This is a genomic window from Bradyrhizobium sp. NBAIM14 (assembly GCF_020193895.1).
GTDB classification, from domain to species: Bacteria; Pseudomonadota; Alphaproteobacteria; order Rhizobiales; family Xanthobacteraceae; genus Bradyrhizobium; species Bradyrhizobium yuanmingense.
Genome location: NZ_JADYVQ010000001.1, coordinates 759822 through 773954 on the forward strand (window position 1 = coordinate 759822; position 14133 = coordinate 773954).

Consider the following 14133-nt stretch of genomic DNA (forward strand, 5'->3'; position numbering starts at 1 on the left):
TCCTATCGTCCCGTATCGCCCTTGCCAGCGAGCACACGGTCGAGCCCGTAGAAGCGGTCGAGCAAAATGAGGGCGGCCATGGTGATTGCGATCACGCAGGCCGAGACCGACGTCACGAGCGGATCGATGTTGTCCTGGATGTAAAGGAACATGCGGACCGGCAACGTCTCGGTCCCGGGCGCAGCAAGGAAGACGGTCATGGTGAGATCGTCGAAGGACTGAATGAAGGCGAGCGCCCAGCCGCTAATCACGCCGGGCAGGATCAGCGGCAAGGTCACGCGGCGGAACAGCGTCCAGCCGCCGGCGCCGAGCGAGACCGCCGCCATCTCGACCGTGCGGTCCATGCCGGTCGCCGCCGCCAGCGTCAGCCGCAGCGCGAACGGGAACACGATGATGACATGCGCGACGATCAGCGCCGCGAAGCTACCGCCGAGACCGGCCGAAGTGAAGAAGCGCAGGAAGGCGATGCCGAGCACCACATGCGGGATCATCAGCGGCGACAGGAACAGCGCCGCCAGCACATCACGACCACGGAAGCGATAGCGCGCGATCGCCAGCGCCGCCGGCACCGCGAACAGCAGTGCCGCGAGGGAGGACAACGCGCCAAGGCCGAGGCTGACCCAGAAGGCGTGAATGAATTCGGGGTAGTTCGCAATGGTCCTGAACCAGCGCAGCGAGAAGCCGTTGGTCGGCAGCGACAGGTATCCCTCAGGCGTGAAGGCGACGAGGCAGACCACCAGGATCGGCGCCACCATGACGATGACGAAGATGGTGTGAAAGATCAGCGCGAGCGGACCGTTCCGGCTCATCGGAACACCTCCGCATAGCGGCGTTCGATCAGTGCGTTGCTGCCGACGACGATCAGCACCAATGCGGCCAGCAGCAGCGTTGCGACCGCAGCGCCCAGCGGCCAGTTCAGCGTGTTGAGGAATTCGTCATAGGCGAGCGTTGCCGCGACCTTGAGCCGGCGGCCGCCGATGATCGCAGGCGTTGCGAAGGCGCTGGCCGAGAGCGAGAACACGATGATGGCGCCCGACAGCACGCCCGGCACGATCTGGGGCATGATGATGCGGCGGATGATGGTCGCAGGGCCCGCGCCGAGCGACATCGCGGCATTCTCGATCTGCGGATCGAGCCGCTGCAGCGCCGCCCACACCGAGAGCACCATGAACGGCATCATCACGTGCGCGAGCGCGATCACCACGCCTGTTTCGGTGAACATGAAGGGAATGGGGGAGCCGATCAGCCCGAGCGAGATCAGGAGCTTGTTGACGAGGCCGTTGTTGCCACCGAACAGCAGGGCCCAGCCCAGCGTTCGCGCCACCACTGAGATCAAGAGCGGCCCGAGAATGACCAGTAGGAAAAAACTCTTCCAGCGGCCGCTCATGCGGTTGAGGATATAGGCTTCGGGCGCGCCGAGCAGCGCGGTGAGCAGCGTGGTCAGAATCGCGATGCGAAAGGTCCGCGAGAACATCTCGGCGTAATAGGGATCGGTCGCGATCTCGTGCCAGTTCTTGAGGATGAAGACCGGCTCGATGCCCTTGTACTGGCCCCAATCGTGGAATGACAGCATTACCGTCATCGCCAGCGGAATCAGCAGCACGCCGACGAACAGCATCAAGGCGGGTGCGGTCAGCACCCACGGCGCGCGCAGGCTGCGCTCCTCGGCCGCCATGCTCATGCGCCGGCCCTCACGCGAACGCTCATGTCTTCGGGCCGCCAGGTGAGGCGAACCGCGTCCCCTTCGGCCGGCTGCGCTTTGCCGTCGTTCTGGCGGATCACGATCGCCGGGCCGCATTCACTGTCGCACTGGAACAGCCAGTGATTGCCCTGGAAGATGCGCGTGATGATTTTTGCGCTGAGCCCTGTATCGCCAAAGCCGATTCTTTCGGGGCGAACGCTGACGGTGACGGGACCGCCGAGCCCAGCCGGCGCCGGTGCGCGCCAGGAGCCGGCCACCAACTGCGTCGGCGCGACGGTCCGGTCGATCGTTCCGGCAAAATCGTTGGTCTTGCCGAGGAATTGCGAGACGAAGGCCGAGGCCGGCCTTTCATAGGTCTCTTGTGGCGTGCCGATCTGCTCGATCTTGCCCTGGCTCATGACCACGATGCGATCCGACAGCGACATCGCCTCGTTCTGGTCATGCGTGACCAGGATCGTGGTGGTGCCGACGGTGCGCTGGATCTGGCGCAGCTCGATCTGCATCTCCTCGCGCAGCTTGGCGTCGAGGTTCGACAGCGGCTCGTCGAGCAGGAGCACGCTGGGCTTGATCACCAGCGCACGCGCCAGTGCCACGCGCTGCTGCTGGCCGCCGGACATGCGGCGCGGATGGCGATCCTCGTATCCGGCGAGGCCCACCATCGCGAGTGCGGCGCGGACGCGTTCGGACCTTTCAGCGCGCGGCACGCCACGCATCTCCAGGCCGAAGGCGACGTTCTCCGCCGCGGTCATGTGCGGAAACAGCGCGTAGCTTTGGAACACGATGCCGAGGCCGCGCTTTGCCGGATGGATCGCGGTCAGGTCCTTGCCCTCGAGGCGGATCGCGCCGCGCGTCGGATCGAGGAAGCCCGCGATCATCTGCAGCGTCGTGGTCTTGCCGCAGCCGGACGGGCCGAGGAAGGAGATGAACTCCCCCTTCCCCACCGACAGGCTGAAGTCATCGACCACAGTCTGCGTGCCGAACTGCTTTGCGACCCGATCGAGCTCGAGATAGGCCATGACGCTGTCTCCGCGGCGACCGATCAGCGTTCGACCTCGCGATTCCAGCGCTTGGTCCACTCCTCGCGCTTCTCGTTGATCACGGTCCAGTCCGGATTGTAGAGCTTGGCCGCGCGCTCGCCGATCGGCGCCATCTTGCCGAGCTCGGGCGGGATCACCAGCGATTTCAGCACCGGGCCGTAGCCGTAATCCTTCAGCATCACGAGCTGGGTTTTCGGATCGAGCAGCATCTTGACGAAGCTCGCAGCCAGCGGCGAAGCATTGGGCTTATTGATCGGGCACGCCGTGGTCAGCAGCGTCGCTGCGCCTTCCTTCGGGTAGACGAAGTCGACGGGGAAGCCGGTATTGGCGAAGCTCTGCACGCGGCCGGTGCCCCATACCGCGATCACGGCCTGGCCGGACTGGAACAGCTCGGTCATCTTGCCCGGCGACGGCTCATAGGCCAGCACGTTCGGATTGATCTGCTCCTTGAAGATCTTGAAGCCGGACTCGACGTTGGTCTCGCCGCCGCCGTTCATCTTCGACAGCATCACCAGCGCTTCGAGACCGTAGGTGTTGTTGATCGGTGGAATCACGAGCTGTTTTGCGTATTTCGTGTCCTTCAGGTCGTTCCACGAGGTCGGCGGCGCCCAGCCTTTCTCCTTGAACACTTTCGTGTTGTACATCAGCCCGGTGGCGACGATGCCGATCGCAACCGCGCGATCGTCCTTGAAGCGTGCAGTATCGTAGAGATCGGCGGGCAAGCCGTCGAGCTTGCCGCAGAAGCCGAGCTGGATGGCCTGGTACATCGGGCCATCATCGACGATGGCGACGTCGATCTGCTGGTTGCCTTTCTGCGCCTGGAGCTTGGCCAGCGTGTCGGTGGAATTGCCGGCGACGTATTCGACCTTGACGCCGTTCTCCTTCTCGAAGGCCGGGATCACCTCGTCGCGGATGGTCTTCTCGAACGAGCCGCCATAGCCGGCGACGTAGAGCGTTTTCTGCTGGGCCGAGGCGACCGAGGGGACGGCAATGAGCGCTGCGATGCTGACCGCGGTCAGAAGGCGAAAAGTCTTCATGTGGACCGATCTCCAATACCGGAATGAGGTGACGTGCCGACGAGTCTCGCTGGCTGAAGCGCGTTGCCGCATTCCCTTCCGCGCCAATCCGCTTCCGATCAGGGCTCCGGCCCCCATTCGGCGGGTTTTGGCGCGATCTGGAGGTTTGAACCCCTCCAATCTGCCGAAAAAGCGGGCTGTCTCCAGTCCTGATGAAAAAGATCGCAGACCTATACTTCCATCGTCCAATGAATAATGGCACCCTCTGCATGCCGAAATGTTATGGATGGAGTTGGAATGGCGCGTATCAATTCGCGGCAGGTGGAGGCCTTCCGCGCGATGATGCTGACCGGCAGCGTGACGGAGGCGGCGGCGCTAATGAAGGTGACGCAGCCGGCCGTCAGCCGGTTGCTGCGCGACCTCCAGGCGCTGCTGAAGATGGAGCTGTTCGAACGGCGCGGCACCGGCCTGGTGCCGACCGCCGCGGCGATGGCGCTCTACACCGAGGTCGAGCGCTCCTTCGTCGGCCTCGAACGCATCACTGCGGCAGCAGAAGAAATCCGGGGACGCCGCACCGGCTCGCTACGCATCGCGGCACTGCCGGCGCTGTCGAACGGCTATCTGCCGCGGCTCACCGGTCACTTTCTGAAGGAGCGGCCAAACCTCAACCTCGCCTTCTTCGGTGTCATCTCGCCGATCGTGGTTGACTGGGTGCTGAACAATCAATGTGACGTCGGCTTTGCCGAGGTGCCGATCGCGCATTCCGGTCTGCCGAGCCAGAGACTGCCGGCGCCGGCGCGCGTCGCAGTGCTGCCGACCGGTCATCGCCTCGCGGAGAAGGAAGTCCTGGAGCCGCGCGATTTCGAGGGCGAGACCTTCATCTCGCTGTCGGCGGGATCGTCGAGTCGGCATCTCGTCGACCAGGTCTTCCACCGCCACGATGTCCGCCGCGTGCTGCGCGTTGAGACCACGCTGTCGGAAATCATGTGCGGCATGGTGTCGTCAGGCCTCGGCGTCGCGATCTGCGATCCCTTCACGGCGCAGGAATTTGCAACGCGCGGCGTCGTCGTGCGCCGCTTCCTGCCGCGCATCGATTTCGAATTCTCCGCGGTCTTTCCGGCGCAGCGCAGCCCGTCCCCGGTGGCGCTGGACCTGGTCGAGACCATGCGCAAGGCGCTGGTGGAGTTCGAGGACGACGAAGCCGGGGTCAGCCGTTGAACGCGGCCTGCGCCTCCGGCAGATCCCAGATCTTGCCGATCGCGGCGGTGCCGGCCGCCGTAATCGCGGCTTCATCCGCGCCGAGATAGCGTCCCTCATCGACCAGGACCCGGCCATCGACCATGACCTGATCGATATTGGCGCGGTTGGCGAGTGCGATCAGCGCGCGGCGCGGGTCGAACAGCGGCTGCAGATGCGGATGGGTGAGATCGACCACCGTGAGATCGGCGGTCGCGCCCGGCTCGATGCGGCCGAGATCGGGCCGCTTGATCACGTCGGCGGCGACCGTCGTGTTCGCCTCGATCAGTTCGGGTGAGTTCGCGACGTCAGGGCGCGCCGAAATGATCTTGGAGATCAGCGACGCCGCATTGAGCTCGCCGAGCAGGTCCATGTTGTAGCCGTCGGTGCCGACCACGGTGCGCACGCCGTGCTCGGCGAAGCGGCTGAACGCCGCGGTGATGCCGGCACGCGCGAACACGCGCGGGCAGTTCAAGACGGTCATGCCGCGCGCGGCCATCAGCTTGAGATCGTCGTCGCTGCTGAACATGCAATGCGCCGCCATCAGATCGGGCGCGAGCAGGCCGAGCCAGTCCAGGTATTGTGCCGGCGTGCGGCCGCCATAGCGCTTGCCGATGGTCTCGACCTCGGCGCGGCTCTGCGCCATGTGCGTGGTGATGGGAACGCCGAGCTCGCGCGCCCGCGTGGCGCAGGCCTTCAGCAGATCGGGGCCGCAGGTGTCGGTGGCGTGCGGGCTCATCGCAAGGCTGATGCGGCCGTCGCCGCGATTATTCCAGCGCTGATAGAGCGCGTCCCACGCCGCCATATCCGCAGCGCCGTCATCGCCGGAATATTGGACCACACCGTCAGGCCCGGCCTTGGCGTCGGAGGTCGAGAACAGATAGGGCGCGCCGTAGAAGCGGATGCCCATCTTTTCCGCCGCGTCGAACATCTCGGGGATCGAGTTGCGGAACGGCTCCATCACCGTGGTGGCGCCGCCCTTGAGCAGCTGGAGGATGCCGAGCCGCGCCACCGCAAGGCGCTCTTCCGCCGACAAGATAACGGCGCCACGCTTGGTCAGCGGCAGCAGCACCGTGTAGACGATGCTCTGGTTGTTCTTGCGGCCGTTGCCGTCCTCGGTGTGGCTGCGCGCCACCGCTTCCGAGAAGCAATGATTGTGCAGGTTGAGCAGGCCTGGCAGGACGAAGCGGCCTGGGCGATCATAGACCTGATCGGCGCGCGGCTTGTCGCGCGTGATCGCCGCAATCTTCTTGCCTTCGACCAGAACCCAGCGGTCGCGCAGCACGTCCTGCGCGCCGTCTTTCCGTGACAGCACATAGCTGCCGAAGATTGCTGTGGTGCTCATGCGGGGCGCACGTTCCAGAACACGGCGGTGCCGTCGAGAATGCCGGTGATGGCCTTGCGATAGGCCGTCGGCTGCTTGTAGAGGCCGATCGGAATATAGGGGATTTCCTCGAACGCCACCCTCTGGACTTCGCGGCAGATGCGCTGCTGTTCGGCGAGTTCGGAGGCCGCCAGCCACTGGCTGCGCAACTCGCCCATCTTCGTGCTCGCGTACCAGCCGGCGACCTTGCCTTCGCCGCGAATGTTGGTGTTGCCGGCCGGGTTGAGCCAGTCGATGCCCTGCCAGTTGCCGACCGCGGCGCTCCAGCCGCCCTGCGGAAGCGGATCCTTCTTCAGCTGGCGCTGCAGCACCACGGCGAAATCGAGGCCGGCATATTCGACGTTCATGCCGGCCTTGCGCAACGAGTCCACCGCGATCTCGCCAAGCGGCTTTTGCGCCAGCGAGTTGGTCGGAACGAGCAGCACGATCTTCTCGCCGTTGTAGCCCGCGGCTTTCAGGTCGGCCTTCACCTTGGCGTAGTCGCGCGGGCCGCGGAACACGTCGAGGCCGACCTCATTTGCCATCGGGGTGCCGGGTGCGAAATAGCCGACCGGTGAGACCTGGAACGCCGGATCGGTGCCGGCGACGGCGGTCATGAATGCGGACTGGTCGATCGCACCCAGGAGCGCGCGGCGGATGGCGGGATTGTCGAACGGCGGCTGCAGGTGGTTGAGGCGCAGCATGCAGGCGTAGCCTCGGGGATCGAGGATGCGCGTCTCGATATCGCCGGCCGCCTTGATCACCGGAAGCAGATCGTGCGGCGTAGTCTCCTGCCAATCCTGCTCGCCGGTCTGGAGCGCGGCGACGCCGGTGCCGGCATCGGGCGTAGTGGTCCAGACCACGCGATCGTAGTGCACGATCTTCGGCCCCGCAGTCCAATCCGGCTTGCCGTCGGTGCGCGGCTGATAGCGCTCGAACTTGGCATAGGCATTGCGCGCGCCCTGCACGCGCTCGTCGGCGAGATAGCGGAACGGACCGCTGCCGATCACCTCGGTGAGCGGCTTGAACGGATCCTGGCTCGCCAGCCGCTCCGGCATCATGAAGCAGGCATTGATCGCTGCCTTGCCGAGCGCCTGCGGCAGCAGCGGAAAAGGACGCTTCAGACGGAAGCGGATGGTGCGGTCGTCGGCAGCCGAGAGCTCGGCGGTCGCCTCCATCAGCTCGCCGCCAAAGCCGTCGCGCGCGGCCCAGCGACGGATGCTGGCGACGCAATCGCGCGCCAGCACCCGCTCGCCGTCGTGCCAGAACAGGCCGTCGCGAAGCGTGAGGTCCCACTGTAGCTGGTCGGCGGAGATGGCGTGGCCCGACAGCATCTGCGGCGAGACCTGGAGCGAGGAGCTCATGCCGTAGAGCGTGTCGTAGACCATGAAGCCGTGGTTTCGCGACACCTGCGCGGTCGAATAGATGGGATCGACGAAGGCGAGATCGATGACGGGGATGAAGCGCAGCGTGGATTGCGATTCAGCGCGGACGATGCCCGGCAGCGACAGCGCCGGCAGCGCCGCGCCGGCCTTGAGGAGCGAACGGCGGGAGATCGACATTAGCGGTGACCCGCTTCGTGGCGCAGGAAGTTCTCCGCGATGTTCTCGCCAGTGGTGATCCAGACATCAGGGCACGATTTTGCGTAGGTCAGGAATTCGCGCAGCAGCCGCAGCCGCATCGGGCGGCCGCTGCATTGCGGATGCAGCACGGTTGTCACCATCGCGCCCCAGTCGCGGACCTCATCCAGCTCGTCCTTCCACATCGAGAGCACGTGTTCCCTAGGGAAGATCGAGCGCGGACTGAAGCGCGCGGACAGGCCGTGCATCCAGTCGTCATAGCTCGCGGTCACCGGCAGCTCGATCGTGCCGGGCTTGCCGTCGGCGAGGCGATGACGATAGGGCCTGACGTCGTCGCGGAACGATGACGTATAGACGATGCCGTGGCGCACCAGCGCGACGCGCAGCTCCTCGGTGAACTCGCCATAGGGCGCGCGATAGCCGGTCGGCTTGACGCCGAGCCGGCGCTTCAGCGCCTCGAAGCCGCGCTCCAGCTCCTCCTCGATCCAGGGATCGCCGGGATCTGGCAGCAGATGGTGATAGCCGTGATGGCCGATCTCGTGACCGGCCTTGAGGATGGACTCCGCCATCGCCGGATGCGCATCGACCGACCACCCCGTGACGAAGAACGTCGCCTTGAGATCGAGCTGGTCGAGCAACTCCAGGAGTTTCGGCGTGCCGACGCGCGCCTCATAGCCGCCATAGCTCATGGTGATGAGCCGCTGCGCATGACCTGCGTCCTTGCTGGTCCAGGCACTCTCGGCGTCCACGTCGAACGACAGGAACATCGCGGATGTGTACGGCTTCGGCCACGGATATTCGGGCGCGGGATCCGCGGTGTTGGCCGGAACGAGCGGAATGCTCTGGAGTGCCTTACTGTCCAGCATTGATGGTCGCCTTCTCGATTGCGTTGTCGCTCAATTTCCACTTCGCCAACAGCGTCTTGTAGGTGCCGTCCGCGATCAGCGCGTCGACCGCCTCCAGCATTGCCTGCTGCAATGCCTTCTCCTTCACCGGCAGAGCAATGCCGGTAAATTGCTGTGCGATGGGCGCGCCCACGGTCGCATAGGTGTTGGGCTCGAGGTCCATGATGTAGGGCAGCGTCTCGTTGCCCTGGGCGGCGGCATCGATGCGGCCTTGCCTCAGCTGGGTGCGTGCATCGGCCGAGCCGTCGGTGCCGACGAACTGGATCGGAGAGCTGCCGCAATTCTTCTCGCTCCACGCCGCAATCTGGGCCGGGAACATGGTGCGTCGGCTGGCGCCGACCTTCTTGCCGCACAGCGACGTCGCATCCTTGAATTCCGCCTTGCGTGACGCCTGCACGAAGAACTGCGGGCCGCTGCGCAAATAATCGACGAAGGTCGCGACCTCGTGCCGGCTCGCATAGTCGGTGAAACCGGACAGGATCGCATCCACCCGCCCCGTCGAGATCGAGGGCATGAACTCGGCAAAGCTGGTCTCGGTCCATTCGATCTTGACGCCGAGCTTGCGGCCGATCGCCTCGCCAAGATCGACGTCGAAGCCGGAGAGCGCGTTGGTGGCGGGATCGCGGAACTCCATCGGCGGATAGTTCGGCACCACCGCGACCTTGATGCTGCCGCGCTTTACGATCTCAGGCGGCAGTTCGGCCGCCATTGCCGACACGCTCATGGCGCCCAGGAACGCCGCCGCAAGCAAGAATCTCTTCATCACCATACCCCCAATGTCAGATCACTGCCGAAAGAAATGCCTTGGTGCGCTCCTCGCGCGGCGCGCCCAACACGTCGGAGGCCCGGCCCTGCTCGACGATCGCGCCCTGGTCCATGTAGACGACGCGGTCGGCGACCTCGCGGGCGAAGCCGAGCTCGTGCGTCACCACCATCATGGTCATGCCGCTTCGCGCCAGCTCCTTCATGACCGCGAGCACCTCGCCGACCAGCTCGGGATCGAGTGCGCTGGTGGGCTCGTCGAACAACATCAGCATCGGCTTCATGGCGAGCGCCCGCGCGATCGCGACGCGCTGCTGCTGGCCGCCGGAGAGCTGCGCCGGATACCAGTCGGCCTTGGCCGACAATCCGACGCGCCGAAGCAGCTCGGTCGCCTCGGCGCGCACCTCATCCGGCTTCCGCCCCTGCACCTGGGTCGGGCCTTCCGTGATGTTCTCCAGCGCGGTCTTGTGCGGAAACAGGTTGAAGCGCTGGAACACCATGCCTGTCTTGAGCCGCTGCCGCCCGATCTCGCGCTCGCTGAGGCGATGGAGCTTCCCGCCTTGCTCGCGCACTCCGAGCAGTTCGCCGTCGAGCCAGATGCCGCCGGCATCGATCGTGGCGAGCTGATTGATGCAGCGGAGCAGCGTGGTCTTGCCGGAGCCGGAGGCGCCGATCAGGCACATCACCTCGCCGGGCCAGACGTCGAGCGAGACGTTCTTGAGAGCCTGAAACTCTCCAAAGTTCTTGGCTACGGAGCGGATCGCGACGAGCGGCTTTGTCATCGCGCCAGCCGCAATGTGCCGCGCGCAAAGCGGCGTTCGAGCAACATCTGGAGCGGTGTCAGGATCGAGACCGCGAGCAGGTACCAGAGCCCGGCGACGATCAGGAGCTCGATGACGCGGGAGTTGGCGTAGTAGATGTTCTCGGCATTGTGCAGCAGCTCCGGATACTGGATCACGCTGGCGAGCGAAGTCGCCTTCACCATGCCGATGAACTCGTTGCCGAGCGGCGGGATCACCACGCGCATCGCCTGCGACAGCACGATCCGGCGCAACGCGCGCAGCCGTCCCATGCCGATCGCCTGCGCCGCTTCATATTGCCCGATATCGACCGACAGCATGCCGGCGCGCATGACTTCGGAGGTGTAGGCGCCCTGGTTGATGCCGAGCCCGAGCAGCGCGGCAAGGAACGGCGTCATGACATCGACGGCGCGTGCAGACCACAGGCCGGGGATACCGATGGTCGGAAACACCAGCGCGAGGTTGAACCACAGCAGCAGCTGCAGGATCAGTGGCGTGCCGCGAAACAGCCAGGTGTAGCCGGCGGCGACCGACTTCAGCACCGGATTGGGCGACAGCCGCATGATCGCGACGACGATGCCGAGGAAGATGCCGAGCATCATCGCCAGCATCGCCATCACCATGGTGTTGACGATGCCTTCGAGGATGACCTTTGCGGTCAGGAAGCGGCTGACATAGGACCATTCGATCTGGCCGTTCGCAAAGGCGCGCGCGATCGCCGCCAGCACGAGGACGATCAGGGCCGCGCTGATCCAGCGAAACCAGTGCGGCTCGCGCGCGATCCGCATGCCCGACAGATCGGGAAATCCTTGCGCGAGTGCCGGCGCCTGCTTCATTGCGGCGCCGCGTTCAGCATGGGCTGGGCGACTGCATTGGTCCCTAGGCCCCATTTGTCGAGAATGGCCTTGTACGAGCCGTCAGCGATCATCGCCGCGAGTTTCTCGGTCACGACTTCGCGCAAGGCGGCATCGTCCTTGCGGAACATGATGCCTTGATAGCCCTTGGCAAAGGGCTCGCCGACGATGCGGTACTTGCCGGGCTCCTGTTGCTGCGCATAAGGCAACGTCTCGCTGCCCTGCACGGCGGCGTCGATGCGGCCCTGCTTGAGCTGGTTGCGGACGTCGATGGAATTCTCGCCCGGAACGTACTGGATCGCCGGCTTGCCGGCCGGCTCGCAATTCTGCTTGCTCCACTTCTCGATCTCGACCGGGAAGCTGGTGCTGCGGGTGGTGCCGACCCTCTTGCCGCAGAGATCGGTGGCGTCCTTGGCCGCGCTCTCCGCCATCACGAAGAACTGCGGCCCGGTTGCGAGGTAATCGACGAAATCCGCCGTCTCGCGCCGCGAGGCACGATCGGAGATGCCGGAAATGATGAAGTCGGCCCGCTTGGTCGTGAGCGAAGGGATCAGCTCGGCGAACGGCGTCTCGCTCCAGACGATCTTCAGCCCTCCGAGCCGCTTGGCGAGCTCCTTCGCCAGATCGATGTCGAGCCCGACCAGCTCGTTGGTTGCGGGGTCGCGATATTCCATCGGCGCGTAGGTGGAATTGACCGTGAGCTTCAGCGTACCAGCCTGCTTGATCTCCGCCGGCAGCTCGGCGGCTCGCGCCGACGTCACCGCAGCCAGCGCTGCGCAGGCAAGCAAATACGAGAGGCGTGTCATGTCAGCTCCTTTTGCCAACGCCGCGACCGGCCGTTGGTCAATCTGCGTCGAGAACGGCCGGCTCGATGATGCCGGCACGCTCGGTGATCACCCTGTATTGCTCGGGCCGCCGGTGGGCGGCGAAGTTGAACATCTTGTCCTTGCCCTGGCGGCAGAGGTCGAGATCGATGTCGGCGACGATCACCTCGTCGGCCAGCGTCTGAGCCTGCGCGACGATGCGGCCGTTGGGATCGACGATGCAGGAGCCGCCGATCAGGCCGGACCCGTCCTCCTCGCCCGCCTTCGCCACCGAAATCGCCCAGGTCGCGTTCATGTAGGCGTTGGCCTGCGTCACCAGCGTCGAGTGGAAGGTGCGCAAGGCTCCGTCTTCGGTCGTGCCGCCGTTGGGATCGTAGGCCGCCGAATTGTAGCCGATGCAGACGAGCTCGACGCCTTGCAGACCGAGCACGCGCCAGGATTCCGGCCAACGACGATCATTGCAGATCATCATGCCCATGATGGCATGGGCCCAGGACGAGCCGGCGCGGAAGGCGGGAAAGCCGAGGTCGCCATATTCGAAGTAGCGCTTCTCGAGTTGCTGGTAGCGCGCGCCCGGACGCGGCTCGACCGAGCCCGGCAGATGCACCTTGCGATAGCGGCCGAGAACCTCGCCGTCGCGATCGACCAGGATGGAGCAATTGTAGCGCCGCCCCTCCGGCGTCAGCTCGGCATAGCCGACATAGAAGCCGACGCGCAGCGCACGTGCGCGATCGAATAGCTTTGCCACCGCGGGGTTCGGCATGCTGCGCTCGAAATACCGGTCGAGGGCCTCGCCTTCGAGCAGCCAGCGCGGGAAGAAGGTGGTGAAGGCGAGCTCCGGAAACACCACAAGGCTCGCACCCCGACCGGCCGCCTCATCGAGCATGTCGAGCATCCGCGACAACGTGTGCTCGCGCGTATCGGCTTTTTGCGTCGGCCCCATCTGAGCGGCGGCGGCGCGAAGGACACGAACCAAGATTGCCTCCAATCTGTGCGCAGTGCTGCCTCAATGGGCGAACGAACCCTTTGATGCGACGTGCAAATCCGCTGCCATTACGGGCGAGCGGTGCTGCAAAATCAATTCGCGTTGCTATGATGTTTTGGCCCTGACTATAATCGGCAGTGATATGAACCTGCGTCAGCTCGAGATCCTTCGCGCCGTGATCCGCCACCGCACCACGGTGGCGGCGGCGGACGAGCTGGCGCTGTCGCAGCCGGCGGTCAGCAACGCGCTGAAGACGATGGAGGCGCAGGCGGGCTTTGCGCTGTTCGAGCGCGTCAACAACCGGCTGTTTCCAACCGCCGAAGCGATGGCGCTCTACAAGGAGAGCGAGGCGATCTTCGCGCTGCACGCCAAGCTCGAGAACCGCATGCGCGATTTGCGCGAGAACCGGTCCGGGCATCTCGCCATCGTGGCGACGCCGCCGCTCGCGTACAGCATCATTCCGTCCGCGCTGTCGGGCTTCCTGCGCCGCCGCCCGGAGACGCGGGTGTTCTTCGACGTACGACGCTATGAGGGCATCATCGAGGGTGTGCTGAGCCGCGTCGCCGAGCTCGGCTTCGCGCTCGGCCTCACGCATCATCCAGGGATCGCGCACGAGGTGGTGCACACCGGCGAGATGGTCTGCGTGCTGCCGCCACAGCATCCACTCGCCGACCGGCCGATGATCTCCGCTTCCGATCTCTCCGGCCTACCCTTCATCGGGCTCGAACGCGGCACGCGGCTCGGCGAAGCCGTGCGCGACAGCTTTGCCCGCGCCGGCGCGCCGTTCCGGCCGACGGTCGAGGTGCGCTACTGCAACACGGCCTGCGTGCTGGCCGCCGCCGGCGTCGGCGCGGCGGTGGTCGATCCTTTCTCGCCGCGGCAGAACGGCGGCAGCGGCCTCGTCGTCCGTCCGTTCACGCCGACGACGCAGGCGGTCGCCTATATGCTATGGTCTGAAGCCGAGCCGCTGTCGCGTCTGGCCAAGGCCTTTCTCAACGAGATCCGCAAGGAGAGCGCTCTGCTCGAGCGCACAGCGCCGCACCAGCAACATGGGGCAGAAAGCGGCTGA

14 protein-coding genes are annotated in these 14133 nt (G+C 65.3%); 2 read left to right on the forward strand and 12 right to left on the reverse strand.

The genetic code is table 11. The features are described from left to right. Positions 1-2: 2 nt before the first annotated feature. The 4 genes from I6F28_RS03530 to I6F28_RS03545 are packed head-to-tail and all read right to left on the reverse strand — an operon-like array spanning position 3 to position 3776. Entirely contained in the window at positions 3-809 is an 807-nt protein-coding gene (locus I6F28_RS03530; RefSeq protein WP_225139279.1) for an ABC transporter permease, read from the reverse strand. Beyond that, positions 806-1681: an ABC transporter permease gene (locus tag I6F28_RS03535; protein WP_225139280.1), complete on the reverse strand. Its 876-nt coding sequence runs from the start codon at positions 1679-1681 to the stop codon at positions 806-808. The genes I6F28_RS03530 and I6F28_RS03535 overlap by 4 nt, the downstream gene beginning before the upstream one ends. Beyond that, entirely contained in the window at positions 1678-2718 is a 1041-nt protein-coding gene (locus I6F28_RS03540) for an ABC transporter ATP-binding protein (protein ID WP_035998437.1), read from the reverse strand. Before I6F28_RS03540 ends, I6F28_RS03535 begins: the two co-directional genes overlap by 4 nt. Positions 2719-2741: 23 nt before the next feature. Next, the gene (locus I6F28_RS03545; protein WP_035998434.1) at positions 2742-3776 is read right to left on the reverse strand and encodes an ABC transporter substrate-binding protein; all 1035 of its coding nucleotides are present in this window, start codon (positions 3774-3776) and stop codon (positions 2742-2744) included. Positions 3777-4052: 276 nt separating this feature from the next. On the opposite strand from I6F28_RS03545, the gene I6F28_RS03550 reads away from it, so the two are divergent. Then, complete coding sequence (locus tag I6F28_RS03550; RefSeq protein WP_225126351.1) at positions 4053-4973, forward strand: LysR substrate-binding domain-containing protein; 921 nt, start codon at positions 4053-4055, stop codon at positions 4971-4973. On the opposite strand, the gene I6F28_RS03555 is transcribed toward I6F28_RS03550, so the two are convergent. Genes I6F28_RS03555 through I6F28_RS03590 form a run of 8 tightly spaced genes read right to left on the reverse strand, consistent with a single transcriptional unit; the run spans position 4963 to position 13055 of the window. After that, a complete protein-coding gene (locus I6F28_RS03555; protein ID WP_225139281.1) occupies positions 4963-6336 on the reverse strand; it encodes an amidohydrolase family protein in 1374 nt (457 codons plus the stop codon). The genes I6F28_RS03550 and I6F28_RS03555 overlap by 11 nt on opposite strands. Then, the gene (locus tag I6F28_RS03560) at positions 6333-7916 is read right to left on the reverse strand and encodes an ABC transporter substrate-binding protein (RefSeq protein ID WP_225127267.1); all 1584 of its coding nucleotides are present in this window, start codon (positions 7914-7916) and stop codon (positions 6333-6335) included. The genes I6F28_RS03555 and I6F28_RS03560 overlap by 4 nt, the downstream gene beginning before the upstream one ends. Continuing rightward, positions 7916-8800 carry a polysaccharide deacetylase family protein gene (locus I6F28_RS03565; RefSeq protein ID WP_225139282.1) on the reverse strand — a complete coding sequence of 295 codons (885 nt, stop codon included), beginning with the start codon at positions 8798-8800 and terminating at the stop codon, positions 7916-7918. The genes I6F28_RS03560 and I6F28_RS03565 overlap by 1 nt, the downstream gene beginning before the upstream one ends. Beyond that, positions 8787-9602, reverse strand: coding sequence for an ABC transporter substrate-binding protein (locus tag I6F28_RS03570; RefSeq protein WP_035998422.1), 816 nt, complete (start codon positions 9600-9602; stop codon positions 8787-8789). Before I6F28_RS03570 ends, I6F28_RS03565 begins: the two co-directional genes overlap by 14 nt. A gap of 16 nt (positions 9603-9618) precedes the next feature. Then, positions 9619-10383 (reverse strand): amino acid ABC transporter ATP-binding protein, encoded by a 765-nt coding sequence (locus I6F28_RS03575; RefSeq protein ID WP_057028105.1) that lies wholly within the window; start codon positions 10381-10383, stop codon positions 9619-9621. Next, a complete protein-coding gene (locus I6F28_RS03580; RefSeq protein WP_225139283.1) occupies positions 10380-11237 on the reverse strand; it encodes an amino acid ABC transporter permease in 858 nt (285 codons plus the stop codon). The genes I6F28_RS03575 and I6F28_RS03580 overlap by 4 nt, the downstream gene beginning before the upstream one ends. Next, positions 11234-12061 (reverse strand): ABC transporter substrate-binding protein, encoded by an 828-nt coding sequence (locus I6F28_RS03585; RefSeq protein WP_225139284.1) that lies wholly within the window; start codon positions 12059-12061, stop codon positions 11234-11236. The genes I6F28_RS03580 and I6F28_RS03585 overlap by 4 nt, the downstream gene beginning before the upstream one ends. A 37-nt stretch (positions 12062-12098) precedes the next feature. Beyond that, complete coding sequence (locus I6F28_RS03590) at positions 12099-13055, reverse strand: N-carbamoyl-D-amino-acid hydrolase (protein ID WP_225126358.1); 957 nt, start codon at positions 13053-13055, stop codon at positions 12099-12101. 151 nt (positions 13056-13206) lie between these two features. Here I6F28_RS03590 and I6F28_RS03595 point away from each other — a divergent pair, with 151 nt between their 5' ends. Beyond that, complete coding sequence (locus I6F28_RS03595; RefSeq protein WP_036021753.1) at positions 13207-14133, forward strand: LysR family transcriptional regulator; 927 nt, start codon at positions 13207-13209, stop codon at positions 14131-14133.

Excerpts from the sequence above, each read along its gene's own strand:
- I6F28_RS03530 (WP_225139279.1), bottom strand. The coding sequence starts at position 809 with ATGAGCCGGAACGGTCCGCTCGCGCTGATCTTTCACACCATCTTCGTC.
- I6F28_RS03535 (WP_225139280.1), bottom strand. The coding sequence starts at position 1,681 with ATGAGCATGGCGGCCGAGGAGCGCAGCCTGCGCGCGCCGTGGGTGCTG.
- I6F28_RS03540 (WP_035998437.1), bottom strand. The coding sequence starts at position 2,718 with ATGGCCTATCTCGAGCTCGATCGGGTCGCAAAGCAGTTCGGCACGCAG.
- I6F28_RS03545 (WP_035998434.1), bottom strand. The coding sequence starts at position 3,776 with ATGAAGACTTTTCGCCTTCTGACCGCGGTCAGCATCGCAGCGCTCATT.
- I6F28_RS03550 (WP_225126351.1), top strand. The coding sequence starts at position 4,053 with ATGGCGCGTATCAATTCGCGGCAGGTGGAGGCCTTCCGCGCGATGATG.
- I6F28_RS03555 (WP_225139281.1), bottom strand. The coding sequence starts at position 6,336 with ATGAGCACCACAGCAATCTTCGGCAGCTATGTGCTGTCACGGAAAGAC.
- I6F28_RS03560 (WP_225127267.1), bottom strand. The coding sequence starts at position 7,916 with ATGTCGATCTCCCGCCGTTCGCTCCTCAAGGCCGGCGCGGCGCTGCCG.
- I6F28_RS03565 (WP_225139282.1), bottom strand. The coding sequence starts at position 8,800 with ATGCTGGACAGTAAGGCACTCCAGAGCATTCCGCTCGTTCCGGCCAAC.
- I6F28_RS03570 (WP_035998422.1), bottom strand. The coding sequence starts at position 9,602 with ATGAAGAGATTCTTGCTTGCGGCGGCGTTCCTGGGCGCCATGAGCGTG.
- I6F28_RS03575 (WP_057028105.1), bottom strand. The coding sequence starts at position 10,383 with ATGACAAAGCCGCTCGTCGCGATCCGCTCCGTAGCCAAGAACTTTGGA.
- I6F28_RS03580 (WP_225139283.1), bottom strand. The coding sequence starts at position 11,237 with ATGAAGCAGGCGCCGGCACTCGCGCAAGGATTTCCCGATCTGTCGGGC.
- I6F28_RS03585 (WP_225139284.1), bottom strand. The coding sequence starts at position 12,061 with ATGACACGCCTCTCGTATTTGCTTGCCTGCGCAGCGCTGGCTGCGGTG.
- I6F28_RS03595 (WP_036021753.1), top strand. The coding sequence starts at position 13,207 with ATGAACCTGCGTCAGCTCGAGATCCTTCGCGCCGTGATCCGCCACCGC.